The organism is Bradyrhizobium sp. USDA3010, assembly GCF_056429065.1.
Genome location: NZ_JBWJZD010000020.1, coordinates 94,494 through 120,606, shown reverse-complemented (window position 1 = coordinate 120,606; position 26,113 = coordinate 94,494). Strand labels below are relative to the sequence as shown.

Genomic DNA, 26,113 nt, shown 5'->3' with positions numbered 1-26,113 from the left:
CATGAAGCGCAGCGAAATGCGAACCGAGGTGGGGTGACAGTCGCTCCACTGAGACAGGTGCCCGTGCTGAGGGATCACCCCACCCCGCCGCTCATTTCATTCGCGTCGACCCTCCCCCTCCCTCCAGGGGAGGGTAATCAACCCAAATCCCTTGAATTCGCCGCAGGTCCGTGGTCTCACACGACTGATCGCGGCGGCCGAGGTCGCCTACGGACATCTCAACCGGCAGATTTTTCGACGATGGCGCGCAGGTTTTCCGCTCCCTACCAGCAGGAGCCCGTGTCCGGTCTCGCCACCTGGTCGCGCAACCTCGCCATCTTCTCCGTCGTCGCGGTGGTGGTCTCGATCATCATCGTCCGGTTCGGGTTCCTGGAGGTCAAGCCGGCGCTGGCGACCTTCTTCGGCGCGCTGGGCCTGGCCGGCCTGTCGATCCTGCTCGGGCTGGCCGCCTTCGCCGCGATCTGGCAGAACGGCACCCGCGGCATGGGCCGGATCCTGCTCGCGTTCCTGATCGACGCCGCAATCCTCGGCTACCCGGCCTATCTCACCTATCAGTACCGCAAGCTGCCGCGGATCTACGACGTCACCACCGACGCGATCGACCCGCCGAAATTCGAGGCGCTGGCGCGGCTGCGCACCGGCGAAGGCACCAACCCGGCCGCCTATGCCGGCCTCTATTCGGCCGAGAAGCAGCGCGCGGCCTATCCCGATATCGAAACCGTCGAATTGGAAACCCCGGTCGACCGTGCCTATGAGATGACCTTGCGGCTGGTGAACCGCCGCAAATGGCTCGTCATCGACGCACGCGCGCCGCAGCCGCCGCGCCGGATCGGTCGCATCGAGGCGGTGGCGCGCACGCCGATCATGGGTTTCCGCGAGGACGTCTCGATCCGGGTCACGCCCGACGACGAGGACTCGCGCGTCGATATCCGCTCCGCCTCGCGCTATTTCGACGCCGATCTCGGCAGCAATGCCGTGCGGGTCAAGAAGCTGATCGAGGACCTCAACACCGCCGCCGACAACGAAAACGCCAAGCCGGCGAAGAAGGCGGCGCCGGTCGCGCCGAAGGCGCCGCCGGCGAAGACCGTGAAGAAGTGACGCGCTAGCGTCATTCCGGGCTCTCGCTTCGCTCGCCCCGGATTGACGGCCGGCTAGGCCATCCGGTACGTGCCGCCGATCACGGGATCGCCATCCGTCGCCACGATGCCGCGCGCGACCAGATCCTCCAGATGCGCCAGCACCGAATAGCCGGCGGCATTGGCGAGGCGCGGGTCGAGCCCGATATAGATCGCCCGCACCATGGTCGGGATATCGGCCTCACCCTTGCCGAGGCGATGCAGGATCGACGCCTCGCGCGCCCGGCGATGCCGCGCCAGGAAACGGACATAGCGCGGGCCTTCCGGAATCTCCGGGCCGTGGCCGGAGAAATAGAGCTGCTCGGGGCGCTGCCCCAGCTGCTCGAGCGAGGCCATGTAGTCGATCATCGAACCGTCCGGCGGCGCCACGATCGAGGTCGACCAGCCCATCACATGGTCGCCGACGAAATTGATGCTGCGCTCGGCCCACGCGAAAGCCAGATGATTGGCGGTGTGGCCAGGGGTCGCGACCGCCTCCAGCGCGAAGCCACTGCCCTCGATCACGTCACCGTGCTTGACCTCGATGTCGGGCCGGAAATCGCGGTCGGCGCCGGATTCCGGATTGTGCTTCTCGCTCTCGAAGCGCGGGCGCGAGGCGCGGTGCGGCCCCTCGGCATAGACCGGCGCGCCGGTCGCAGCCTTGATCCGCGGCGTGTTCGGCGAATGATCGCGATGGGTATGGGTGACCAGGATATGCGTCACGGTCTCGCCCTTGACCGCATCGAGCAGCGCCTTCGCATGCGCCTCATCGTCGGGACCAGGATCGATGATCGCGACCTTGCCCTGACCTACGATGTAGCTGACCGTGCCGGTGAAGGTGAACGGGCTCGGATTGTTGCAGAGGACGCGGCGGACGCCGGGCCGGACCTGTTCGACTACGCCGGGCTTCAGCGGAAAATCGCGGTTGAACGGGATGTCGTCGTTGTCGGCCATGGGATCCGATTCCTTGTGAGCCGTCATCCCCGGATGAGCGCTTCGCGCTCACTCGGGAGGTGCGAACTCTTGCGAGCCTCGAAGGATGTCGGGCACCACCTCTCGTCATCCTTCGAGGCGCGCCGAAGGGGCGCGCACCTCAGGATGACGCCTCCGGGATTTACGAGAACGCCTGGATGCCGGTGATCGCGCGGCCGAGGATCAGCGCGTGGACGTCGTGCGTGCCCTCATAGGTGTTGACCGTCTCGAGGTTCGCGGCGTGACGCATCACATGATACTCGATCTGGATGCCGTTGCCGCCGTGCATGTCGCGCGCCATGCGGGCGATGTCGAGCGACTTGCCGCAATTGTTGCGCTTGACGATCGAGATCATCTCGGGCGCCATCTTGCCCTCGTCCATCAGGCGGCCGACGCGCAACGAGGCCTGCAGGCCGAGCGCGATCTCGGTCTCCATGTCGGCGAGCTTCTTCTGCACCAGCTGGGTGGCGGCGAGCGGCCGGCCAAACTGCTTGCGGTCGAGCGTGTACTGGCGCGCGCGGTGCATGCAGTCCTCGGCGGCGCCGAGCGCGCCCCAGGAGATGCCATAGCGGGCGCGGTTGAGGCAGCCGAACGGGCCCTTGAGGCCGGAGACGTTGGGCAGCAGTGCGCTTTCCGGCACCACGACGTTGTCGAGCACGATCTCGCCGGTGATCGAGGCGCGCAGCGAGAGCTTGCCGCCGATCTTCGGCGCCGACAGGCCCTTCATGCCCTTCTCCAGGATGAAGCCCCGGATCTGGTTGTCATGCGCGGCCGACTTGGCCCACACCACGAACACGTCGGCGATCGGCGCATTCGAGATCCACATCTTGGCGCCGTTGAGCTTGTAGCCGTCGGCGACCTTCTCGGCGCGGGTCTTCATGCCGCCGGGATCGGAACCGGCATCCGGCTCGGTCAGGCCGAAGCAGCCGACCCATTCGCCGGTCGCGAGCTTGGGGAGATATTTCTTGCGCTGGTTCTCGTCGCCATAGGCGTAGATCGGGTACATCACCAGCGACGACTGCACCGAGTTCATCGAGCGATAGCCGCTATCGACGCGCTCGATCTCGCGCGCCACCAGGCCATAGGCCACGTAGCTCGCATTGGCGCAGCCATATTCCTCTGGCAGCGTCACGCCGATCAGGCCGAGCTCGCCCATCTCGTTGAAGATCTCGCGGTCGGTCTTCTCTTCCAGATAGGCCTTGGTGACCCGCGGCAGCAGCTTGTCCTGCGCATAGGCCCGCGCGGTGTCGCGGATCAGGCGCTCGTCTTCGGTGAGCTGGTCGTCGAGCAGGAACGGATCATCCCACTGGAAGCTGGCGGCAGCCGGCTTGTCCTTGGCCTGGGGGCGCACGCTCATGAAACATCCTTTCGCATCGTCTCTCGGAAATTGGCGGATAAATTAAAGCGCTATGCTGCGAAGCGCAATTGAATTGGGATCATTGTCATTCCGGGGCACGCGATAGCGTGAACCTCAGGGGCGCCATTGCGCCCCGGGGAATTTCGAGATTCCGGGTCTGGTCCTTCGGACCATCCCGGAATCACAATGGTCAGCACTCCAGCCTTTCGTTCGACACGATCTCGATGCCAAAACCGGACAAACCCTTGTAGTCGTGCACCGAAGAGGTCAGGTGCCGGATCGAGGTGATCCCGAGATCGCGCAGGATCTGCGCGCCGACGCCGACCTCGCGCCATTGCTTGTTGCGATCGGCCTCCGCCGATTTCTGCTCGCTCACCGGCTGGACCGGAACTCCGGCGGCACCGTCGCGCAGATAGACCAGCACGCCGCGGCCGGCTTCCTTGAAATGCCGCAACACGGCTTCCATCCGCGCCGGACCGGTGAAGAGGTCCGTCACGATATTGGGCTTGTGCAGCCGGGTCAGCACGTCCCGGCCATCGCCGATGCCGTTGTAGACGAAGGCGGCATGCATGATCTCGTCGAAGGGCGAGCGATAGGCATAGCCTTGCAGGGGGCCGATCGGGCTTTCGGTGGTGAAGGTCGCGACCCGCTCGATCAGCTTCTCGCGCGCCTGGCGATAGGCGATCATGTCCGCGATCGTGACATGCTTGAGCTTGTGGGCAGCGGCGAATTTCGCGACCTGCTCGCCCTTCATCACGGTTCCATCGTCGTTCATCAGTTCGCTGATGACGCCGACCGGCGGCAGGCCGGAGAGCCGGCACAGATCGACCGCGGCTTCGGTGTGACCGGAGCGCAGCAGCACGCCGCCATCGCGCGCGATCAGCGGGAAGATGTGGCCGGGGCGCGCGAAATCGTTGGCGCCGGCATTGGGATTGGCGAGCGCGCGGCAGCAGGAGGCGCGCTCATCGGCCGAGATGCCGGTGCCGCCGTCGGGCTTGTAGTCGATCGAGACGGTGAAGGCGGTGGTGTGGTTGGACTCGTTATGCGCCACCATCGGGTCGAGCCGCAGCCGGCGGGCGTCCTCGGTGGTGATCGGCGCGCACACGATGCCGGAGGTGTGGCGGATGATGAAGGCCATCTTTTCCGCCGTGCAGAACGACGCCGCGACGATCAAATCGCCCTCGCCTTCCCGATCGTCATCGTCGGTGACGACGACGAGTTCACCCTTCGCAAAGGCTTGCAGCACTTCCTGGATCGTATCGGCCATTGTCCTGACATCTCGCTTTATGCAGGCAGTGGATTAGCCGGGTTCCGATGTCAGCGCCAGTATCATTATGCAACCCGCCATGCGTCCGGCAGGCATACCAGGAGGCTCCACCTCTCCCAAGGGGAGAGGTCGGATTGCATCGCCAGACGCAATCCGGGCGAGGGGCTGCGCTCTCTCGTGGGATCTGAGCCCTCTCACCCGCGCTTTCAGCGCGACCTCTCCCCGATGGGGAGAGGCAAGAGAGAGCTCTACGGCAGCACCTCGCGCCGGTCGCTGAGCTGGGCGTCCAGCTCGGCGCGCTTGTCGTCGAGCAGGCCGGCATCGGCCGCCTCGATCACCGAATAGAGCTCGCCGGCGTCGCTGAGCCGGGTCACCGTGACGTAGTCGGCGCCGGCGGCGTAGAGATCGTCGACGCCGGTCAGGAGATCGGCGGTAGCAACAACCTTCGCGGTCGGATTCAGGGCGCGGACGTGGCGCACCAGCTTCTCATTGTCGGCGCCGACCAAGAGGAAATCCGGCACGCTCAGGATGATGATCTCGGCCTTGCCAATCCCGGCATGAACCAGCGTATCGACATTGCTGATGTCGCCATAGATCACATGCATGCCGCGGTCGGTCAGCGTGCGGAACACCAGCGGGTTGAAGTCGATGACGCTGATCTGCTCGAGCAGCGACTGGTTCTGCCGCTCGATCTGGCTGATCAGCGCGCTCGCGGCACGGAAAAAGCCGAGGATGACGATGCGCCGAATTTCGCCATGTCCCTCCGCCTCCTGCCCGGACGCGCCGCCGCCCTCGCGTCGATGGTCGAGATCACGCAACCCGATCCGCTTCAACGGACCGATCAGGCCGCGCACGATCTGGTCGCTGCGGGCCATCGCGAAGGTCGAGAGCACTGCCAGCACCACGAAGGCGAACGAGACCGCATTCGCGGTTTCGGTCCCGATATGGTTGGCGGCAACGCCGGTCTGGATCACCACCAGCGAGAACTCGGAAATCTGCGCCAGATTGATCGCCGGCAGCAGGCTGGCGCGCAGGCCCTGCTTCATCAGATAGAGCGGCGTGAACGTCGTGACCAGGCGGCTCGCCACCGTGAAGGCCGCGACGACCAGCGCAAGCCAGATCACCTGTAAGCCCGGGATTGGGATCGTCATGCCGAGCGCGACGAAGAACAGCGTGATGAAGAAATCCCTGAGCGTCGTGACCTTGGCGGTGACGTCGAGGGCGTAGGGAAAGGTAGAGATCGAGACGCCGGCGACCAGCGAGCCCATCTCGCGCGACAGATGCAACCGCTCGGCGATCTCGCCGATCAGGAAGCACCAAGCGAGCGCTCCGAGCAGCACCAGCTCGGGCCGGCGCGCGATCTGGTGGAACAGCCGCGGCAGCACGTAGCGGCTCAGCACCAGCGCGCTGGCGACCAGCACCGCAACGCGGGCGATCGACAGCAGCACGACGCTGATCTGCAGATTGTCCAGGCTCGGCTGCACCGCCAGGAACAGGATCGCAAAGATGTCCTGCAGCACCAGCACGCCGAGCGTGATGCGGCCCGGCAGCGTGTCCAGCTCGCGCTTCTCGTAGAGCACCTTGACGATGATCACGGTCGAGGACAGCGCGCAGGCGACGCAGAGATAGACCGCATCGAACTTGCCGCCGCCGATCGCAAGCCCGATCCCGGCAAAGAACGCCACGCCGATCAGGCAGCCGCCGATCAGCTCGCCGGCGCCGGCGAACAGGATGACCTTGCCGGCGCGGATGATCTTCTTGAGGTCGATTTCCAGCCCGATCATGAACAGCATGAAGATCAGGCCGAGCTCGGAGATGACGCTGATCGATTCCTGGGACTTGACCCAGCCCATGCCGAATGGACCAATGAAAAAGCCGGCGATAAGGTAGGCCAGTATCAGCGGTTGCCGGGAGAAATGGGCGAGCAACCCAATTCCCCAGGCAAACAGGATACAGAGCGTGATATCGCGAATGAGTTCATGCATGCGTCAAAGACTTCCTGTTGCCGCAACCTAGAGGGCCGGGCGTGAGGATCAACCGAGCAATGTGTCACATCCGCGCAGGCGGCATTTTTCTGGCAGTTTTGCTCTGCCTGCTCACCGTGCGCACGACGGAGGCGCTAGCACAATCCTCGGCAAGTATTGAACAAAATTTTGCGAACTCGCTGACGGCGGTGCCGTCGGAAGGCCTCACGGCCTCCGGTGCATTCTACGTGCCGGTCTATTCCAGCGTGTCGATGAGCCAGGGCAAGCTCAGGGCCGATTTCTCGGTGACGCTCAGCGTGCACAACGCCTCGGAGACGAAGCCGCTGGTGCTGAAGCGGATCGCCTATTTCGACACATCAGGCAAGATGGTGGAGAGCTACCTCAAATCGCCGGTCGCGCTTAAACCGTTTGCGACCGTCGAGGTCTCGATCGCCACGACCGATACCCGCGGCGGCACCGGCGCGAATTTCGTGGTCGATTGGGCAGCCGCCGGCGAGATCGCGGAACCGGCGGTCGAGGCCCTGATGGTCGGCAGCGTCGGCGCCGGCCACTACGCCTTCATCAGCCAGGGCCGCCCGATCCGGCTGACCGGCAGGAATTGACTTCATGGAAGGCCGCTTCCGGCGGGCCTTCTCAACGACAACAACACGGAGCGAAACGTCCATGTCCATCTCAGCCCAGTTCGACTTTGCACCGCTGCTTCCGGCCGGCCTGCCCGCGCCGGCCGCGCGCTGGACCGGGCTCGCCAAATACAGCTTCGTCGGCGGCAACAACGATCCCGACCAGGTCCCGGTCGATGGGCTGATCGAGGCGGTCAATGCCGTGCTGAAGCGCGAGGGCAGGAATCTCGCGACCTACAACCTCGCGCACGGGCCGCAGGGTTATCTGCCGCTGCGCCAGTTCCTGACCGAGAAGCTGAAGCGCGATGCCGGCATTGCCTGCACGCCGGACGAGATCATGATCGTCTCCGGCTCGCTGCAGGCGCTCGACCTCGTCAATCACACCTTGCTCGCCAAGGGCGATACGGTGCTGATCGAGCAGGAGACCTATCAGGGCTCGCTGAACCGGCTGGCTCGCCTCGGCGTCAACGCGGTCGGCATTCCCCTCGACGGCGACGGCATCCGGATCGATGCGCTGGCCGCAGCGCTCGCCGATCACAAGCGGCGCGGCATCACGCCGAAATACATCTACACCATTCCGACCGTGCAGAACCCGACCGGCTCGATCCTCCCCGAAGGCCGCCGCGCCGAGATGTTGAAACTGTCGAAAGAATACGGCGTGCCGATCTTCGAGGACGATTGCTATGCCGATCTGATCTGGAACGGCGAACGGCCGCCGGCGATCTATGCGATGAGCAAGCATGGCGGCGTGATCCATATCGGCTCGTTCTCGAAGTCGATCGCGCCGGCGCTGCGGGTCGGCTTCATCGTCGCGCCCTGGGCGATCATGTCGCGGATGCTGCCGCTGAAGACCGACGCCGGCTCCGGCGCGCTGGAGCAGATGGTGCTCTCGGAATATTGCGCGCCGCATTTCGCGACCCACGTGCCGCGGCTGACCAAAGGCCTGCGCGCCAAGCTCGACACGCTGATGGAGGCGCTGAACGAACAGTTCGGCACGTCGGCCGAATTCGAGGCGCCCAAGGGCGGCATCTTCCTCTGGGTCAAGCTGCCCGACCATGTCGACACCATGAAGCTCTATCAGGCGGCGCTCGCCGCCGGCGTCTCGATCAATCCGGGGCCGGAATGGTCGACCAGCAAGGCGCATTCCGGCAGCCGGCTCCGCCTCTGCTTCGCCAGCCCCTCGCACGAGCAGATCCGCGAGGGCGTCGCGGTGCTGGCCGAAGTGTGCCGCAAGGAGTTCGGCGTGCCGGCGCGCAGCAGCAATGTGGAGAAGCGCGGCTAGCGATCCGCTCGCGGCAAGATGGATTGCTTCGCTCCGCTCGCAATGACGGGATGATCTCCCTCCATGTCATTGCGAGGAGCGCAGCGACGAAGCAACCATGCCTCCCGCCTGCTTCTCACCTCACCGAAAAGGGCGCCTGATAGGGCCGGCCGAACGGCACGCCGTTGACCACGGTCTGCACCGGCTTCAGCTGCAGATTGCCGTCGCGTCTGTTGTTGCGGGTGTCGACGAAGGTGACCGGGCCTTCGATGAGGTCCATGATCGCGACATCGCCGGGCGCGCCGCGCTGCAACGTGCCGATCTTCGGGGTGCGGTTGATGATCCGCGCCGGCACCGAGGTCGCCATCGCGACCACCTGCTCCAGCGAGGAGCCCATCGCCAGGAACTTGCTCATCACGTTCGGCAGGAACGGGATGCCGGGCGAATTGCCGGAGAAGACGTGGATATCGGAGGAAATCGTGTCGGGCGTGCAGCCGGCAGGGATTGCGATCTCGGCCACCGTGAAATCGAAGCTGCCGCCGCCATGGCCGACATCGAACAGCACGCCGCGCTGCTTGGCCGCGAGCGCCGCCGGCAGCAGCTTGCCGTCCTGCACGATGTTGGTGAAGGCGCCGGACATGTTCGGCGCGCCGGAATAGGCGTGGGTGAGGATATCGCCCGGCCGCAGCAGGTCGAGGATGTCGGACATCAACTCCCTGGTCTCGACGCCGCCGATATGCACCATCATCCGCGCCGGCCAGCCGCACATCTCGCAGGCCTGGATGCCGCGCTTCAGCGGCTCGATGCCATGCTTGAAGATGACGTTCTCCGACATCCGCACCTTGACCCCGATCAGGAAGTCCGGGTTCTCGGCGAGCGCCATCGCGCAGGCTTCGACCTGGGCGTTGTCGATGTTGTAGAGCTCGGCCACCGGGAAGGCCGACAGGCCGTTGTTGGCGATATGGACGAAGGCGTAGATCCGCGTGCGCGACTGCGCGACGATAAAGCGCCGCAGCGCCGCGAGATTGTTGACGCCGGCATCGCCGGCCGAGACGACCGTCGTGGTGCCCTGGAACTGCACCAGCTCGTCGGCGGGAATGCCGATTGCCGAGCCGTAGGGATAGACGTGGCAGTGCAGGTCGACGAGGCCCGGCATCACGAGCTTGCCCGATGCGTCGATGGTCTTGGCGGCGCGCGCGGCCGGGATCTCGTCCTCGATCGCCTCGATCAGGCCCCAGCGGATGCCGAGGTCACGCTTGCCGCGCAGCGACTGGCTGGGATCGATCACGTCGCCGCTCTTGATCACGAGATCGAACTTGTCGTCCGGCCCCATCGCCGCAGCGGCCGGTCCTGCGATGACAGCAGCAGCGGCCGATCCTGTACCCTTGAGAAAATCCCGGCGTGAAAATTCGCTCACGGCAACGTCCCCCCGAACATTGATTTTTGTGGCGCGATGATGCGTCGGACGCCGGGGTTAGGCAAGGCCGCCGAAAGAGGCGCTAACGCTCACGCATCGGTTGTGCAGTGAACGCGCGGCGAGCGTTGCACTGGGACAGTTGCTGAACAGGCGTTCAGAAAACTCCCCCGGTTCCCGAGGAACGTTTCGATGCCTGCACGGTTTCCTCCACGCATCATTTGAGGAGGATGAGATGAAAAAGTTTGGATTTGTTCTTGCGGCGATTGGTACGCTTGCAGTGGCCGTTCCGTCGATCGCGAGCGCCGAGACCGTCGTGATCAAGCGCGGCCATCACCACTGGGATCGCGGCTGGGGCGCGCGCGCCGAGATGCGCCATGACCGTGGCTGGCATCGCGGCTGGCATCACGACCATGACCGCAGCGTCGTGATCAGGCGCGATCGTTACTGAAGAAGTGCGAAAAGGCCGACACAACGGAAAATGGCTCCTCGCGGAGCCATTTTCTTTTTCTTCGTCCATCTCGGGGGCCGACGCGTTTCAGTCCCACGCCGGGGCAAAGCCCGGATTGACGCAGCGCATGTCCTTGCGCAGCGCGGCGATCGCCTTGCGGTCGTGGTCGTCGAGCTTGACCTTCAGCGCGTCGAGATTGGCCCTTTGGCTCTCGGCACGCGAGGCTTTCGGGATCGCCGCAACGCCATCCTGGTCGAGCAGCCATTTCAGCGCCACCTGCGCTGCGGTCGCATCATGCTTGCTGCCGATTTTCGCCAGCGTCTCGTCGGTGGCGAAACGGCCCTGCGCCAGCGGGCAATAGGCCACCAGCGGGATCGATTTCGCCGCGAGATATTTCCGCACCGGCGTCTGGTCCAGCATCGCGTGATATTCGATCTGGTTGCAGGCGATCGGCGCCTTGATGTCCTCGACCACGGTCTTGAGCAGCGCGGTGGTGAAATTGGCGACGCCGATCGCGCGGGTGCGGCCTTCCTCCTTCAGCTGCATCAGCGTCTCGAAGACGGCAGGCAGCTTCATGCTCCGCGACGGCCAGTGCACCAGATAGAGGTCGACGTGATCAAGGCGCAGCTTCTTCAGGCTGGCGTCGAACGCTTTGCGGATCGCATCCGGCGCCAGGTTCTCATGCCAGACCTTGGTGGTCACATGCAGGTTCTTGCGCGCGACCTTCGAATCCGCGATCGCGGCCCCGATCGCCTCCTCATTGCCGTACATCTCGGCGCTGTCGATATGGCGGTAACCGAGCCCGAGCGCGCTCTCGACCGCCGCGCGGCAGGCATCGCCCTGCATGCGGAAGGTGCCGAGCCCGAGCTGCGGCAGGCTGATGCCCTGTGTCTGCAGATTGTCCATGGATAGCTCCTGACGCGTGGGCCGCCGATGTCATCGACGACGTCACGCCAGCAAATCGTCTGAAAGGAATGAAATTGGCAGGACTGCCGATACCAGTTTGCCCGCAAACCGGGCCTTCGGGCAAGCCGCCCGCAATCAAGATGTCGCGACGGCTTTCGCGAGCCTAGATATGTTGCGCCATGATCAGGCCGGGCCGCGCGTCCGGCCGCGGCTCGATGTCGACCGACCAGAGATCGTGGTTGTCGACGTCCTTCAGCGTCACTCTCATCACGCCGGTCCTGCCGTCGATGTCGACGCGGCCGAAGAATTGGAGGCCGAAACACGGCGCGAGATTGTCGCCCTGCTCGGCCGAGCAGCCGTTCTGGTACATCGCCTTCGGGCCAAAGGTGTTGTCGAGCTCGCCCGGCGACCAGGTGCCGGCGTGCAGTGGGCCGGAGACGAACTCCCAGAACGGCTCGAACTCCTGGAACACTGCGCGGTTCGGATCATAATGATGCGCGGCGGTGTAGTGCATGTCGGCGGTGAGCCACACCGTGTTGCGGATGCCGGCGCGCTTCATGAAGGACAGGAGATCGGCGATCTCGTACTCGCGCCGCTCCGGCGGCCCGTCGCCGAGCGCGACGGCGTCCAGGCTGACGAGGCCGATCGGCAGATCCGCCGCGATCACCTTCCAGACAGCATCCGACGCCACCAGCTCCCGCTTCAGCCAGGCGAGCTGATCCTGACCAAGGATGAACGCCTGGTCCGGATCGCCCTGCTTATTCCAGCTGGAATCGCGGTAGGAGCGCATGTCGATGATGAAGACGTCGAGCAGCGGCCCGTAGGCGATCTTGCGATAGACCCGGCCGTCGCGCTCCGGCATCAGCCGCATCGGCATGAATTCGTGGAAGGCGCGGCGCGCCCGCGCCACCAGGCGCGAATTGCCGTCCGCATCATAGCCGGTTGCGTCGGCGGTGCCGATTGGCGACCAGTCGTCGGCCACCTCATGGTCGTCCCACTGCGCGAACATCGGCACCTCGGCGTGGAAGGCGCGGAAGTTGTCGTCGAACCAGTTGTATTTGTAGTTGCCGCGAAACTCGTCGAGGCTGTGGGCGACGACCGACTTCTCCTCGGTGACGATGTTGCGCCAGACCTCGCCGTTCGGCAGCATCTGCTCCGACGGCACCGTGCAATCGGCATAGATGTGATCGCCGGAATGGATGAAGAAATCCGGGTGCTCGTTCAACATGGTGCGATAGCTGCGCAGGCCGCCGCGCGCGGGGTCGATGCCCCAGCCCTGCCCCACGACGTCGCCGGACCAGACGAACGAGACCGAGCGGCGGTCGACCGGCGCGGTGCGGAAATGCCCGACGCGGCTTTCGCCCACAATGCCGTCGCGATCCTCGAAGCTGATGCGATAGAACAGGTCCTGCCCCGGCGGCAGGCCATCGAGCAGCAGCTTTGCGGTGAAGTCGCGCTCGGGCAGCGCGTCGGCGGACGCGGTGCGCAGGATGGTGGCGAAGCTTTCGACCGCGGCGCATTCGATCTGCATCCGCGCGGCGCGATCGGCGCGGGCCCAGATCACAGCGGAATCGCTGGCGACGTCGCCGGACTGGATGCCCGCGATCGCAGGCCGATCCGCGGCGCGGCTCAGATAGGGCTTTGCCAGCGCGCCCAATCCCGCCAGCGCGGCCGTCGACGCCGAGCGCACCAGAAGCTGACGCCTTGTGAGGCCTCGCCCCCTCGCGGAGATCGCTGTCGGCATCGAATAACCTTCGTCGAATCGCAACGAAGGTTTTGCCTGCGCTGTTTGACTCCGCCCTTACGGTTTCTTGACTCTGCGCCGACGGTTTTGCGACGGCGGGATGACTCGGGGGATATGGAGATCGGAACAGCACAGGAACGCCGAGCACTCGATGCTAATCCCGTCATCCTGAGGCGCGAGCAGAGCGAGCCTCGAAGGATGAATCGGCCAAAGACGGGCCGTCGATCCTTCGAGACGCGCGCAAGAGCGCGCTCCTCAGGATGACGGGTTTGGGATTGGCGCACTTCGAGAGAGCACAGGCGCGGCGGGCACTCTCACCGCTGCCAGTTGCAGATGCCGCCGGTGCGGCACGGCCAGGTCTGGATCCTGGTGTCGCGGGCTTCCGCATCGAGCGGGTTCGAATGGCGCCGCGCGAGCTTGGCGCGGGCGGGAACCTGCGCCACTGCGCGCTTGCGTTCATGCGGTGCCGTTACCCTGCTTGTCCGCACGGCCTTTTGCCGCTCGACTTTCGGCTGCTCGACCTTCGGTGCGACATTGGCGCGCTGATCAGGTCCGTGGTCGGTCTTCGCCTCGACCGGAACCGGCTCGAACTGCGCCGGCGGGCCAAGCGGCTTCGGCGAGAGCACGGCCCGCGAGAGATCGAGGCTGAAGAACTCGCTTGGGCGGTAGTCGTCAGCCAACGCCACGCCACCCAACGCCAGGCACGCGGTGCAAACAGTTGCAACAAAAGCGCTTTTCAGGACCATCAAAGGGCCTCCTGAAATCACTCGAACAGAACAGCCATCATGTAGGAGCCCGGCCGCGCGAATCCAGCCACGGCTTACGGGGCAGGGTTACCGGTCAACCAAGGCGGTCGTGGAAAGTTCCGCTGCCAGCCACCTGGCGCGCCGTTCCGATGGTATCGGAACGGGTTTCTAGCTTCTTGTTTTGACGCGTTTTCTTCACGCGAACCGGTAGCCACTTCGCTCGAATACGCTCCAGCCTACTCCGCCGCCTGTGCCAGCGGCTGGCCGATCGCACGCTCCAGCCGCGCGCATTCGGTGCGGTAGCGGGCGACGTTGCCTTCCTTGATGTGGCCGTAGCCGCGCACGAGGTCCGCGGTCTTCGCCAGCGCCACCAGGCGCGGCAAATCGAGCGGCTTCTTGCCGTCGAGGTGACGCAGGATCATCGCCGCATACTCCACCGGCAGCGCGCGCTCCATCTTGCGCTCGGCGGTGTAGCCGAAGATGTCGAATGCTGTGCCGCGCAGGCCCTTCAGCCCCGACAGCAGGCCGAACGCCTTGAAGATCCACGGCCCGAACTCGCGCTTCTGCAAGCGCCCGGTGACGGGATCGCGCTGCGCCAGCAGCGGCGGTGCCAGCAAGACCTTCAGACCGGAATTGCCCTCGAACTGCTCCCTCAAGGCCTTGCTGAACTCGCCGTCGGAATAGAGCCGCGCGACCTCATATTCGTCCTTGTAGGCCATCAGCTTGAACAGGCCCTTTGCAAAGGCCTCGGTCAGGTCATGCGAGCCCGGCGCTGCCGCAGCTTCGGCGGAGCGGACGCGCGCGACGTCGTCGAGATAGCGCTTCGCGTAAGCCGCGTCCTGATAGTCGGTGAGGAACTTGGCGCGGAACGCAATCGCCTCATCGAGCGTCTTCTTCGCCGGCGCGGCGCCTGCGCTCTTGAAGCGCGCGGCGCTGACCACGCGCTGCAGATCATGCGCGGCGAGCCGGCCCCACGAGAACGCGGTCTTGTTCATCTCGATCGCGGCGCCGTTGAGCTCGATCGCCTTCAGGATGGCCTCGAGCGACAGCGGGATCGCACCACGCTGGAACGCGAAGCCGAGCATGAAGGCGTTGGTCGCGATGCTGTCGCCCATCAGCGCGGTCGCAAGCCCGGTGGCATCGAGGATGTCGAGATCATCAGGTCTCACCGCGCCGTTCAGCGCGTCGCGCATCGAGCTGGCTTCAAAGTCGATATCGGGATCGATCACGAAGCTCGCGGTCGGCAACAGATCGGCGTTGACGACGGCGCGGGTGACGCCGCGCTCGGCGCGGCTCAGCGCCGGCACGCTGGTGGCGACGACGAGATCGCAACCGAGGATCAGATTGGCATTGCCGGGCGCGATGCGGACCGTGGTCAGCATGTCGGACGCCGGCGCCAGCCGGACATGGCTCATGACCGCGCCGTTCTTCTGCGACAGGCCGGTGAAGTCGAGCGTCGAGCAGGCGAGCCCCTCGACATGGGCGGCCATGCCGAGCAGCGCGCCGATGGTGATGACGCCGGTGCCACCGATGCCGGTGATCAGGATGTTGTAGGGGTTGCTGAGTGCGGCCGCGGGCGGTGCCGGCAGGTCCGCGAACAGCGCCTTGGGATCGGCGGCGGTGCGGTCGGTCTTGCGCAGCTTGGGATCCTGCACCATCACGAAGCTCGGGCAGAAGCCCTCGATGCAGGAGAAATCCTTGTTGCAGTTCGACTGGTCGATGCGGCGCTTGCGGCCGAGCTCGGTCTCCAGCGGCTGCACCGAGACGCAGTTCGACGCGACCGAGCAGTCGCCGCAGCCTTCGCAGACGCGCTCATTGATGAAGACGCGCTTGGCCGGATCGGGAAACAGCCCGCGCTTGCGGCGGCGGCGCTTCTCGGCGGCGCAGGTCTGGTCGTAGATCAGGACGGTGAGTCCCTCGATCTCGCGCAACGTGCGCTGCACGGCATCGAGCTCGCGGCGATGATGGATGGTGGCGCCGGACGGGAAGTAATTGGCGGGATATTTGTCCGGATCGTCGGAGACGATCGCGAGCCGCTTGGTGCCCTCGGCCGCGACCTGGTGCGCGATCTGCGCCACCGTGAAGCCACCTTCGGCCGGCTGGCCGCCGGTCATTGCGACCGCGTCGTTGTAGAGGATCTTGTAGGTGATGTTGACGCCGGCCGCGGCCGCCGCGCGCAGCGCCAGCAAGCCCGAATGCGTATAGGTGCCGTCGCCGAGATTCTGGAACACATGCTGTTCGCTGGTGAACGGCGCCTGCCCGATCCAGCTCACGCCCTCCGCGCCCATATGCGAGATGGTCTGGGTGTTGCGGTTCGGCACCGACAGCGCCATGCCGTGACAGCCGATGCCGGCCATGGCGCGGCTGCCCTCCGGAATCTTGGTCGATGAGTTGTGCGGGCAGCCCGAGCAGAAATACGGCGTGCGTTGCAGCTTCGCGGTGCCCGTGCCCTCGGCCGGGCGATCGAACGCCTCGAGTTTTGCCAGGCGCTGCTCCAGCAGCGGACTGCGGTGGCCGAGCTTGCGCAGCCGCGCCACCACGGCGGCGGCAACCATGGTCGGCGTCAGCTCGCCCTCGCTCGGCAGCAGCGGCGCGCCGCTCTCGTCGCGCTTGCCGACCACGGACGGACGCCTGGACGCGTCCATGTTGTAGAGGATGCGGACCAGCTGGTCCTCGATGAAGCCGCGCTTCTCCTCGACGACCAGCACGTCCTGCAGGCCTTCGGCGAAGTCGCGCGCGCCGCGCGCTTCAAGCGGCCAGGTCAACGCCACCTTGTAGATGCGCAGGCCCAGCGCCTGGGCCTCGGCATCGGTGATGCCGAGATCGGCGAGCGCCTGGCGCAGATCGAGATAGGCCTTGCCGGTCGCCATGATGCCGAGCCGTGCCGGCTTGGAATCCAGCACAATGCGGTCGAACCGGTTGGCGCGGGCGAAGGCCGCGACCGCCTCCATCTTGGGTCCGTGCAGCCTGCGCTCGGCCTCCAGCGGCGGATCCGGCCAGCGGATCGAGAGCCCGCCCGGCGGCATCTCGAAATCGTCGGGCATGATGATCTTGATGCGATCGGGATCGCTGACGATCGAGGCCGAGCTTTCGACCGTCTCCGAGATCGCCTTGAAGCCGACCCAGCAGCCGGAATAGCGCGACAGCGCAAAGCCGAGGATGCCGAGGTCGAGATAGTCCTGCAGCGTCGCCGGATTGACCACCGGCATGAGCGCCGAGGCGAACACCTGTTCGCTCTGGTGTGCGAGCGTCGAGGACTGGCAGCCATGGTCGTCGCCGGCGAGCGCGATCACGCCGCCATTCGGCGAGGTGCCGGCGGAATTGGCGTGCTTGAGCGCGTCGAGCGAGCGGTCGACGCCGGGGCCCTTGCCGTACCAGATGCCGAACACGCCATCGACCTTGGCACCGGGGAACATGCCGACCTGCTGGCTGCCCCACACCGCGGTCGCCGCCAGGTCCTCGTTGAGGCCGGGAACGAAGGCGATGTCATGCTCCCTGAGGAACGATTTCGCCCGCCACAGCGCGTGGTCGTACATGCCGAGCGGCGAGCCGCGGTAACCGGAGATGAAACCCGCAGTGTTCAGCCCGTGCGCGCGGTCGCGTTCGCGCTGCAACATCGGCAATCGGACCAGAGCCTGGGTACCGGAAAGGAAGATTCGTTTCGTATCCAACCGGTACTTGTCGTCCAGTCCAACTTCCATCAACGCCATCAGTTTCAGGCTCCCCGCCGATCAGGTCACGCCGGTCCGAACCGGTCTCATTCTCTTGCCCATGATCATGCATCAGCATGCACTGATTTTGTTATGCATGAACAGCCCTGTTCCATGGCCGCAGCACATATCTCATGTTGCGCATGCGAGGCCTTCTTGCTCTGCGAGGCTTGCCGAACCCCGGCATCTTTGAAACGGTGGCGCGCGAAGGGAGACCAAGGATGATTAAAGTCGAATCCGCATTCACGACGGAAATCGTGGAGAACGGCAATCTGCTGATGGGTCCCTGGCGCAGCCCGAAGCAGATGCTGCAGGCCCAGACCTACGACTCCCATGCCTCGATTCACGACGATGCGACCGCGCAGAAGCTCGGCTTCCGCGGCGGCACGATCGAGGGACCGACCCATTTCAGCCAGTTCGCGCCGCTGTGCGAGCGGATCTGGGGCCGGGCCTGGTTCATGACCGGGTGCCTGTCCGCGCATTACCGCAATCCGGTGTTCGAGGGCGAAGAGGTGCAGGCCCAGATCGAGAAGCCGAAACCGGGCCAGACCGTTTGCACCATCGGGATGATCAAGCGCGACGGCACCGAGATCCTGCGCGGCACCGCCTCGATCGACGGCGATGGCACGGAGACGGCGCTCGCCCGCAGGCTCGGCGAATTGAAGCCGCTGACCGACCCGGTGATCCTCGCCGATATCAAGGTCGGCATGAAGACGCCCCGGCAGGCGATCAAGATGGATTTCGACCAGAACATGGGCGATCTCTATCCGTTCTCGCTGGCCGACAAGCTCAAGGTGATCACCGAGCCGTCGGATTATTATTCGCTGGAGTACAATCCCTGGGGCCGCGCCATCATCCCGATGGAGATGCTGAGCGTGCTGTTCCAGTACCGCGCCCGCGAGGACCGCTTGCCGGTCCGCGGCCCCGCCGTCGGGCTGTTCGCGGATCAGGAGATCCGGCTTGTGCGCGGGCCGCTGTTCCCGGGCGAGACCTATTGGGTCGAGCGCGAGGTCGTGGCGCTCTCGGGCAGCAAGCGCACCGAGAGCATGTGGGTGCGCTCGACCGTGTTCGATGCCGACAACGCGGTGGTCGCGACCATGCTGCTCAACGGCGCCAGCATGAAGGACTCCTACGCCAACTACGAGCGCGAGCACAAAGCGCTTTACGGCTGAAGCGACAGCCGCCTGTTCCGCAAGCCGCCGAAGCAAGGACAACAACAATGGCCCGCCTGCCCTATCTCGAAGCTGACCAGGTCGCTCCCGAATATCGCGACATGCTCAAGCGCAACACCAATCTGCACAAGCTCTTGGTGAACTCGCCGGACATGGCGCGCGCCTTCAACGGCATCGGCGGCTATATCCGCTTCAAGAGCAAGCTCGACCCGCGGCTGCGCGAGCTCGCGATCCTGCAGGTCGGCTGGCTCGAGAAGTCGGAATACGAGTTCACCCACCATGTGAAGATCGGCAAGGAGTTCGGCGTCACCGACGAGGACATCAAGGGCCTGATCGCCGAGACCGAGGGCAAGCCGTCAAAGCTCGAACCGCTGGCGAAAGCAATCCTCAAGGGTGCCCGCGAGATGGTGCGCGAGCTCGCGATGTCGGAGGCGACCTTCGCCGAGATCAAGAGAGAGCTGTCCGATGAGCACATGACCGATCTGGTGCTGACGATCGCGTTCTACTGCGCGGTGGTGCGGGTGCTCGCCACCATGCAGATCGACAACGAACCAGCCTACAAAGAGGTACTGCAGCAGTACCCGATCCCAGGAGTGAAGTGACATGCGCCTGCAAGATCGCGTCGCCATCGTCGTCGGCGCCGGCCAGAGCCCCGGCGAAGGCATCGGCAACGGACGCGCCACCGCGCTGACCTTCGCGCGCGAAGGCGCCAAGGTGCTGTGCGTCGATCACAACCTGGCATCGGCGCAGGAAACCGTCGATATGATCACGGCCAAGGGCGGCACCGCCGTCGCCTTCAACGCCGACGTCACCAAGAATGCCGACATCAAGGCGATGGTGGCGGATGCGCATGGCCGCTGGGCCAGCGTCGATATCCTGCACAACAATGTCGGTGTCAGCCTCTCCGGCGGCGATGCCGAACTGCTCGACATCACCGAGGAAGCGTTCGACCGCTGCGTGGCGATCAACCTGAAGAGCTGCATCCTCGCCGCCAAGCACGTGATCCCGATCATGCGCAAGCAGCAGCGCGGCTCGATCATCAACATCTCGTCGATGGCCGCAATCACGACCTATCCTTATGTCGCCTACAAGGCGACCAAGTCGGCGATGATCGCCTTCACCGAACAGCTCGCCTACCAGAATGCGCAATATGGCATTCGCGCCAACGTGATCTTGCCCGGATTGATGAACACGCCGATGGCGGTGGACACGCGCGCCCGCGAATTCAAGAAGAGCCGCGCGGAAGTCGAGGCCGAGCGAGACAGCAAGGTGCCGCTGCGTCACAAGATGGGCACCGGCTGGGACGTCGCCAATGCCGCGCTGTTCCTCGCCTCGGATGAGGCCAATTTCGTGACCGGTGTGACGTTGCCGGTCGATGGCGGCGCAAGCGTGCGGCGCGGTTAACCCGGTTAATCCAGCTGATTAGCCCGGTTAATCGAGGTGATTAACCTGGTTAATCGAGACGATTAACCTGTGTGACGACGTGCGGTTAATCACTGTGACAGCATCACGTGGCAATGCGCCACAATGATTCGAAAAACTTGAAGCATTCCAATGACACGGCGATGTGACGGCGTGTCCACATAAATCGAAATCCTGACTCGTTGTGGTCGCACGAAATTCATCTGCGCTCTGTATCTCGCACGCCAAGAACTTCTGGAGTGCCTGGACCAATGAGCGAAGAATTCGAACTCAGACCCGATCAGTGGGATGCGTTGAAAGCGTTGCGGGCTCCCGCAGCAAACCCTTCAAGGCTGAACCGGTTCGCCGTCGAAAGCCTGATCACGCTCGGTTATGTCGCGGTGCGTGGAGATTCGTTTGAACTGACGCCCGCGGGCCGCAAGGTGCTGGTCCGCGGTTCGTCACAATTGCTGCTCGATATCGCAGCCTGATCCCCTTCAAACTGACACCAACGAGAGCTTCAGTCTTGATTCGATCAAAACCGAAGCTCTCGTTTGTTGTTTTGACGCTTTCTTCAAGCGAAGCGGTATCCACTTCGCTCGAAAACGCTCTGCACGCGCGGCATCATGCCGCGTGTGCTTTTCCAGGAATGGTCGCCTCGCCGTGCTGCGTCAGCGGCTTCATGCCGGTGACCGTGCGCAGCAGCACATAGAATACCGGCGTCAGGAACAGGCCGAACACGGTGACGCCGATCATGCCGGAGAACACCGCGACGCCCATCGCGCGCCGCATCTCCGAGCCCGCACCGGTCGACAGCACCAGCGGCAGCACGCCCATGATGAACGCCATCGACGTCATCAGGATCGGCCGCAGCCGCAACCGGCTCGCCTCGATCGCGGCGCGGATCGGCGAGCGCCCGGCGAATTCGAGCTCGCGCGCGAATTCGACGATCAGGATGGCGTTCTTGGCCGACAATCCGACCAGCACGATCAGTCCGATCTGGGTGAAGACGTTGTTGTCGCCCTTCGACAGCCAGACGCCGAACATCGCCGCCAATAGGCCCATCGGCACGATCATGATGATCGAGAGCGGCAGCGCCAGGCTCTCATAGAGCGCGGCGAGCACCAGGAACACCAGGAGGATCGCGAGCGGAAACACCCAGAGTCCGGAATTGCCGGCGATGAACTCCTGATAGGTCAGGTCGGTCCATTCGAAGGCAAAGCCCGGCGGCAGCGTTTCAGCCGCGATCCGTGTCGCCGCCTCCTGCGCCTGGCCGGACGAAAAGCCCGGCGCCGCAGCGGCGTTGATGTCCGACGACAGGAAGCCGTTGTAGCGGATCGCGCGTTCCGGACCCGCACTCTGGCGGACCTTCAACAGCGCCGACAGCGGCACCATGTCACCGGACGACGAGCGCACCTTCAACTGCCTGATGTCGTCGGCACGCGCGCGGAACGGCGCGTCCGCTTGAACATAGACCGAATAGGTGCGGCCGAATTTGTTGAAGTCGTTGACATAGTAGGAGCCGAGATAGATCTGCAGCGTGTTGAAGACCTCCGTGACCGGCACGCCGAGCTGCAGCGCCTTGGTGCGGTCGATGTCGGCGAACAGCTGCGGCACGTTGACCTGGAAGCTCGAGAACACGCCGGCGATCTCCGGCGCCTTCTGCATCGCCGTCATGAACGCCTTGGTGGCATCGTTCAGCGCCTCGTAGCCGAGGCCGGCGCGGTCCTCGATCTGCAGCTTGAAACCGCCGATGGTGCCGAGGCCGTTGACCGGCGGCGGCGGGAACATCGCGATGAAGGCATCCTGGATGCCGGCATATTTCTTGTTGAGCGCCGCCGCGATTGCCGGACCGCTGAGCGACGGATCCTTGCGCTCGTCGAACGGCTTCAAGGTCGAGAACACGATACCGGCGTTGGAGGAGTTGGTGAAGCCGGAGATCGACAGGCCGGGAAACGCCACCGAGCTCTCGACACCCGGCTGGGTCAACGCGATGTCGCTCATCTTGCGGATCACTTCCTCGGTGCGGTCGAGCGTGGCGCCGTCCGGCAGCCGGGCAAAGCCGACCAGATACTGCTTGTCCTGGCCCGGCACGAAGCCGCTCGGCACCTGCTTGAACAGCACGCCGGTCAGGCCGATCAGCAGCACATAGAGGCCGATCACCACGGCTTTGCCATAGATCACCTTGGTGACGGTACGGCCGTAGTTCTCCGAGGACTTCGTGAAGACCTTGTTGAAACCGCGGAAGAACCAGCCCAGCGACTTTTCCATGCCCCGGGTCAGCCAATCCTTCGGCTCGTCATGCCCCTTCAAGAGCAGCGCCGACAGCGCCGGCGACAGCGTCAGCGAATTGATCGCCGAGATCACGGTCGAGATCGCAATCGTCAGCGCGAACTGCTTGTAGAACTGTCCGGTGAGGCCGGAGATGAAGGCCAGCGGCACGAACACCGCGATCAAGACCAGCGCGATGGCGATGATCGGGCCGGACACTTCGCGCATCGCCTGGTTGGTGGCATCGCGCGGCGACAGGCCGGATTCGATATTGCGCTCGACGTTCTCGACCACGACGATGGCGTCGTCGACCACGATGCCGATCGCCAGCACCAGGCCGAACAGGCTGAGCGCGTTGATCGAGAAGCCGAACACATGCATCACCGCGAAGGTGCCGACGATCGACACCGGAACCGCGATCAAGGGAATGATCGAGGCGCGCCAGGTCTGCAGGAACAGGATCACGACCAGCACGACGAGCGCGATCGCCTCGAGCAGCGTGTGGATGACGGCCTCGATCGAGGAGCGCACGAACTGCGTCGGATCGTAGACGATCTGGTACGACACGCCTTCCGGCATGTTCTTCTTGATCTCGGCCATCGTGGCGCGGACGTGGTCGGAGATCTCCAGCGCGTTCGAACCGGGCGCCTGGAAGATCGGGATCGCGACCGCCTGCTTGTTGTCGAGCAGCGAGCGCAGGCCGTATTCGGAGGCGCCGAGCTCGATCCGCGCGACGTCGCGCAGCCGCACCACCTCGCCGGCGGAGCCGGTCTTCACCACGATGTCGCCGAACTGTTCCTCGGTCGACAGCCGTCCCTCCGCGTTGACGGAGAGCTGGAGGTCGAGGCCCTTGACGCTGGGCGAGGAGCCGACCACGCCGGCCGCAGCCTCGACGTTCTGCGCCTGGATCGCGCGCACGACGTCGCTTGCGGTCAGCGCATGTTCGGCGGCCTTCTGTGGGTCGACCCAGACCCGCATCGAATAGTCGCCGGCGCCATAAAGCTGGACGTCGCCGACGCCGTCGATCCGCGCCAGCCGGTCCTTGACGTTGAGCACTGCGTAGTTGCGCAGATACGTCATGTCATAGCGGTTGTTGGGCGACAGCAGATGCACGACCATGGTGAGGTCGGGCGAGCTCTTCTTGGTGATGATGCCGAGCTGGCGCACCACGGCCGGCAGGCGCGGCTCGGCCTGTTGCACGCGGTTCTGCACCAGCTGGGTCGCCTTGTCGGGGTCGGTGCCGAGACGGAAGGTCACCGTCAGCGTCATCGCACCGTCGGTGGTCGCCTGGCTCGACATATAGAGCATGCCCTCGACGCCGTTGATCTGCTCCTCGATCGGCGTCGCGACCGTCTCGGCGATCACCTTCGGATTGGCGCCGGGATAGGTCGCCCGCACCACGACCGACGGCGGCACCACATCGGGGTATTCCGAGATCGGCATCGCCAGCAGCGAGATCAGGCCGGCCAGGAAGATCAGGATCGACAGCACGCCGGCGAAGATCGGCCGGTCGATGAAGAATTTTGAGAGATTCATGGCTCCGCCCCCGCGTGCAGCGCCTAGCGCTGCACGACGTGCTGGTTGGTTTCAGTGGATGCCTGCTGCGTGCCACGGGCGCCCATCTCGGCGACTTCCATCTTCAGAAGTGCACCGGGACGCACGCGCTGCAGGCCGTTGACAACGATGCGGTCGCCGGACTTCAGGCCCGCGGTGACGATCCGCAGGCCATCGACCGCGCCACCGAGCGAGACGGAGCGGTACACGGCGCGGCTGTCGTCGCCGACCAGCATGACGAACTTCTTGTCCTGGTCGGTGCCGACGGCACGTTCGTCGATCAGCACCAGCGTCTGCTGCTTGGGCTGGCCCATGCGCACGCGGGCAAACTGCCCCGGGATCAGCCGGCCGTCTTCGTTCTTGAACACGGCGCGGACGCGGATGGTGCCGCTCTGCCCGTTGACCTGGTTGTCGATCAGCTGGATGTGCCCCTTGGCGCTGAGGCCGCCCGACGTCACCATGTCGACCGGGATCTGATCGAGATTGCCGCGCTTGCCGGACGCGTCCGCGATCGAGTTCAGCGCGCGCAGCACGACCTCCTCATCCGCATCGAAGCTCGCATAGATCGGATTGACCGAGACCAGCGAGGTCAGGACCGGCGAAGATGTCCCTGCCGCGACGAGATTGCCGACCGTGACCTCGATCCGGCCGACCCGGCCGTCGACCGGCGCGCGGACCTCGGTGTAATCGAGATTGAGCTTTGCAGTCTGCAGCGCGGCTTCGGCGGCCTTGACGTTGGCGATCGCCTCGCGATTGGTGTTGTCGCGCTGGTCGAAATCGCGCTTGGTCACGATGTTGTTGCCGACCAGTTGCGCGCCGCGCTCGACCTCGTTTGCGGCAAAGATCGCGCGGGCCTTCGCGGCCTCGAGCTGGGCCTGGGCCCGGTCGACTTCGGCCGCGTAAGGCGCGGGATCGATCTTGAACAGGATGTCGCCGGCCTTCACCAGCGCGCCCTCGGTGAAGTTGGTCGACAGGATCGCGCCCGCCACCCGCGGCCGAAGCTGGACGCGGTCGACGGCCTCGAGCCGGCCCGAGAAGTCATCGAACAGGGTGGTCGGCCGCGGCTGGATCACGGAGACGGTCACCGGCACCGCCGGTTCAGTGGCGGCGGCCGCGGTCGCCTGCGCTGCGTGGAAATAACGGCCGGTCGCGATCGAACCGGCCACCGCGAGGCCGCCGAGGATCACGACACCGCCGACGATTCGTCGGAAACGGCCGGAACGGGGATTTTGGGTTGACGAGGGCATTCACGCGCTCCAGATATCTGTAGTGTTCGCTACAGATGTGGAGCTGGACGCCGGTGCGCAAGATACTTATGTATCGAGCACTATGAATTTATTATCTCATTCGTGGGGAAATGGGAAGCCGCGGAAAAACATCACGTGCAACAAGAGGATAAGTCAGGGACAATCCGTCACAGAAACGGCACCCGGCTTACGGAGCAACAAAAAATGGGAATGGGACGCCCTCGCGCCTTCGACGCGGACGCCGCTTTGGACCGGGCCATGGACGTATTCTGGCGGCACGGTTACGAGGGCACCACGATCGCGCAACTCACCGAGGCGATGAATATCAATCCGCCGAGCCTCTACGCCGCCTTTGGCAGCAAGGAGGGCCTGCTGAAGGCCGCGCTCGACCGCTACTCCGAAAAGCGCGACGCCTGGATGGAGAAGGTTCTGGGCGCTTCCACCGCCCGAGAGGTCGCCGAACGATTTCTGATGGAGCACGCGGACGCCCAGACCGACCCCGCCAACCCGCCCGGCTGTCTGCTGGTCCAGGGCGGCCTCGCCTGCGGCACCGGCTCGGAAAACGTTCCATTCGAACTGGCGGCGCGCCGCACCCGCACCGAAGACCAGTTGCGCGAGCGCTTTGTCCGCGCCAAGGCCGAACGCGACCTGGGCGAAAGCGCCGATCCGGCCATGCTTGCCCGCTATCTCTCCGCGGTCACATCGGGCATGTGCGTGATGGCCTCCTCGGGCGCCGACCGCAACGCGCTGCGCGAGATCGCGGCGGTCTCGCTGAAGGCGTTCGATGAGCAGGCGAAGACGTAGTCGTAACAGGAGCTTCGGCGCGTCGGAAGTCACCTCGCCCCGCTTGCGGGGAGAGGTCGAATTCGAGCGAAGCTCGAATTCGGGTGAGGGGGAGCCGCCGCATGCACAACTTTCAG

At 64.8% G+C, this 26,113-nt stretch carries 20 protein-coding genes; 9 read left to right on the top strand and 11 right to left on the bottom strand.

Features of this window, described 5'->3' with window-relative positions; genetic code table 11:
- Nucleotides 1–240 precede the first annotated feature (240 nt).
- Entirely contained in the window at nucleotides 241–1,098 is an 858-nt protein-coding gene (locus AC066Y_RS26955; RefSeq protein WP_478276501.1) for a DUF1499 domain-containing protein, read from the top strand.
- Nucleotides 1,099–1,151: 53 nt separating this feature from the next.
- Here AC066Y_RS26955 and AC066Y_RS26950 read toward each other — a convergent pair whose 3' ends face one another.
- The 4 genes from AC066Y_RS26950 to AC066Y_RS26935 form a co-directional block, all read right to left on the bottom strand.
- Complete coding sequence (locus AC066Y_RS26950) at nucleotides 1,152–2,069, bottom strand: MBL fold metallo-hydrolase (RefSeq protein WP_478276500.1); 918 nt, start codon at nucleotides 2,067–2,069, stop codon at nucleotides 1,152–1,154.
- Between the two features lie 160 nt (nucleotides 2,070–2,229).
- Nucleotides 2,230–3,444 (bottom strand): acyl-CoA dehydrogenase, encoded by a 1,215-nt coding sequence (locus AC066Y_RS26945; protein WP_173641390.1) that lies wholly within the window; start codon nucleotides 3,442–3,444, stop codon nucleotides 2,230–2,232.
- A gap of 190 nt (nucleotides 3,445–3,634) precedes the next feature.
- Nucleotides 3,635–4,711, bottom strand: a complete 1,077-nt coding sequence (gene ribB / locus AC066Y_RS26940) for a 3,4-dihydroxy-2-butanone-4-phosphate synthase (RefSeq protein ID WP_092124713.1) — start codon at nucleotides 4,709–4,711, stop codon at nucleotides 3,635–3,637.
- 248 nt (nucleotides 4,712–4,959) lie between these two features.
- The gene (locus tag AC066Y_RS26935; protein WP_478276499.1) at nucleotides 4,960–6,696 is read right to left on the bottom strand and encodes a cation:proton antiporter domain-containing protein; all 1,737 of its coding nucleotides are present in this window, start codon (nucleotides 6,694–6,696) and stop codon (nucleotides 4,960–4,962) included.
- Between the two features lie 59 nt (nucleotides 6,697–6,755).
- Here AC066Y_RS26935 and AC066Y_RS26930 point away from each other — a divergent pair, with 59 nt between their 5' ends.
- Both AC066Y_RS26930 and AC066Y_RS26925 read left to right on the top strand, forming a co-directional pair.
- Nucleotides 6,756–7,298 carry a DUF3124 domain-containing protein gene (locus tag AC066Y_RS26930; protein ID WP_478276498.1) on the top strand — a complete coding sequence of 181 codons (543 nt, stop codon included), beginning with the start codon at nucleotides 6,756–6,758 and terminating at the stop codon, nucleotides 7,296–7,298.
- Nucleotides 7,299–7,365: 67 nt separating this feature from the next.
- Nucleotides 7,366–8,598, top strand: coding sequence for an aminotransferase-like domain-containing protein (locus tag AC066Y_RS26925; protein WP_478276540.1), 1,233 nt, complete (start codon nucleotides 7,366–7,368; stop codon nucleotides 8,596–8,598).
- A 115-nt stretch (nucleotides 8,599–8,713) separates the two neighbouring features.
- Here the strand turns inward: AC066Y_RS26925 and AC066Y_RS26920 are convergent, their stop codons facing one another.
- Entirely contained in the window at nucleotides 8,714–9,994 is a 1,281-nt protein-coding gene (locus tag AC066Y_RS26920; RefSeq protein ID WP_478276497.1) for an amidohydrolase family protein, read from the bottom strand.
- 232 nt (nucleotides 9,995–10,226) lie between these two features.
- On the opposite strand from AC066Y_RS26920, the gene AC066Y_RS26915 reads away from it, so the two are divergent.
- Nucleotides 10,227–10,442: a hypothetical protein gene (locus AC066Y_RS26915; protein ID WP_478276496.1), complete on the top strand. Its 216-nt coding sequence runs from the start codon at nucleotides 10,227–10,229 to the stop codon at nucleotides 10,440–10,442.
- 87 nt (nucleotides 10,443–10,529) lie between these two features.
- On the opposite strand, the gene AC066Y_RS26910 is transcribed toward AC066Y_RS26915, so the two are convergent.
- The 4 genes from AC066Y_RS26910 to AC066Y_RS26895 form a co-directional block, all read right to left on the bottom strand.
- Nucleotides 10,530–11,348: an aldo/keto reductase gene (locus tag AC066Y_RS26910; protein ID WP_478276495.1), complete on the bottom strand. Its 819-nt coding sequence runs from the start codon at nucleotides 11,346–11,348 to the stop codon at nucleotides 10,530–10,532.
- A gap of 163 nt (nucleotides 11,349–11,511) precedes the next feature.
- Nucleotides 11,512–13,092, bottom strand: coding sequence for an alkaline phosphatase D family protein (locus tag AC066Y_RS26905; RefSeq protein ID WP_478276494.1), 1,581 nt, complete (start codon nucleotides 13,090–13,092; stop codon nucleotides 11,512–11,514).
- A 314-nt stretch (nucleotides 13,093–13,406) separates the two neighbouring features.
- A complete protein-coding gene (locus tag AC066Y_RS26900) occupies nucleotides 13,407–13,838 on the bottom strand; it encodes a hypothetical protein (protein ID WP_478276493.1) in 432 nt (143 codons plus the stop codon).
- Between the two features lie 236 nt (nucleotides 13,839–14,074).
- Nucleotides 14,075–17,548 (bottom strand): indolepyruvate ferredoxin oxidoreductase family protein, encoded by a 3,474-nt coding sequence (locus AC066Y_RS26895; protein ID WP_478276492.1) that lies wholly within the window; start codon nucleotides 17,546–17,548, stop codon nucleotides 14,075–14,077.
- Nucleotides 17,549–17,769: 221 nt separating this feature from the next.
- On the opposite strand from AC066Y_RS26895, the gene AC066Y_RS26890 reads away from it, so the two are divergent.
- The 4 genes from AC066Y_RS26890 to AC066Y_RS26875 all read left to right on the top strand — a co-directional run bounded on the left by AC066Y_RS26890 (nucleotide 17,770) and on the right by AC066Y_RS26875 (nucleotide 20,612).
- Nucleotides 17,770–18,720 carry a hypothetical protein gene (locus tag AC066Y_RS26890; RefSeq protein WP_478276491.1) on the top strand — a complete coding sequence of 317 codons (951 nt, stop codon included), beginning with the start codon at nucleotides 17,770–17,772 and terminating at the stop codon, nucleotides 18,718–18,720.
- Between the two features lie 47 nt (nucleotides 18,721–18,767).
- Nucleotides 18,768–19,322 (top strand): carboxymuconolactone decarboxylase family protein, encoded by a 555-nt coding sequence (locus AC066Y_RS26885; protein WP_478276490.1) that lies wholly within the window; start codon nucleotides 18,768–18,770, stop codon nucleotides 19,320–19,322.
- 1 nt (nucleotide 19,323) lies between these two features.
- Complete coding sequence (locus AC066Y_RS26880; RefSeq protein ID WP_478276489.1) at nucleotides 19,324–20,124, top strand: SDR family NAD(P)-dependent oxidoreductase; 801 nt, start codon at nucleotides 19,324–19,326, stop codon at nucleotides 20,122–20,124.
- Nucleotides 20,125–20,393: 269 nt separating this feature from the next.
- Nucleotides 20,394–20,612: a hypothetical protein gene (locus AC066Y_RS26875; RefSeq protein WP_076828992.1), complete on the top strand. Its 219-nt coding sequence runs from the start codon at nucleotides 20,394–20,396 to the stop codon at nucleotides 20,610–20,612.
- Nucleotides 20,613–20,745: 133 nt separating this feature from the next.
- On the opposite strand, the gene AC066Y_RS26870 is transcribed toward AC066Y_RS26875, so the two are convergent.
- Nucleotides 20,746–23,928 carry an efflux RND transporter permease subunit gene (locus tag AC066Y_RS26870; protein ID WP_298365286.1) on the bottom strand — a complete coding sequence of 1,061 codons (3,183 nt, stop codon included), beginning with the start codon at nucleotides 23,926–23,928 and terminating at the stop codon, nucleotides 20,746–20,748.
- A 23-nt stretch (nucleotides 23,929–23,951) separates the two neighbouring features.
- Complete coding sequence (locus tag AC066Y_RS26865; RefSeq protein ID WP_478276488.1) at nucleotides 23,952–25,193, bottom strand: efflux RND transporter periplasmic adaptor subunit; 1,242 nt, start codon at nucleotides 25,191–25,193, stop codon at nucleotides 23,952–23,954.
- 204 nt (nucleotides 25,194–25,397) lie between these two features.
- Between AC066Y_RS26865 and AC066Y_RS26860 the strand changes: the two genes are divergently transcribed.
- Nucleotides 25,398–25,997, top strand: a complete 600-nt coding sequence (locus AC066Y_RS26860; protein WP_478276539.1) for a TetR/AcrR family transcriptional regulator — start codon at nucleotides 25,398–25,400, stop codon at nucleotides 25,995–25,997.
- Nucleotides 25,998–26,113 lie beyond the last annotated feature (116 nt).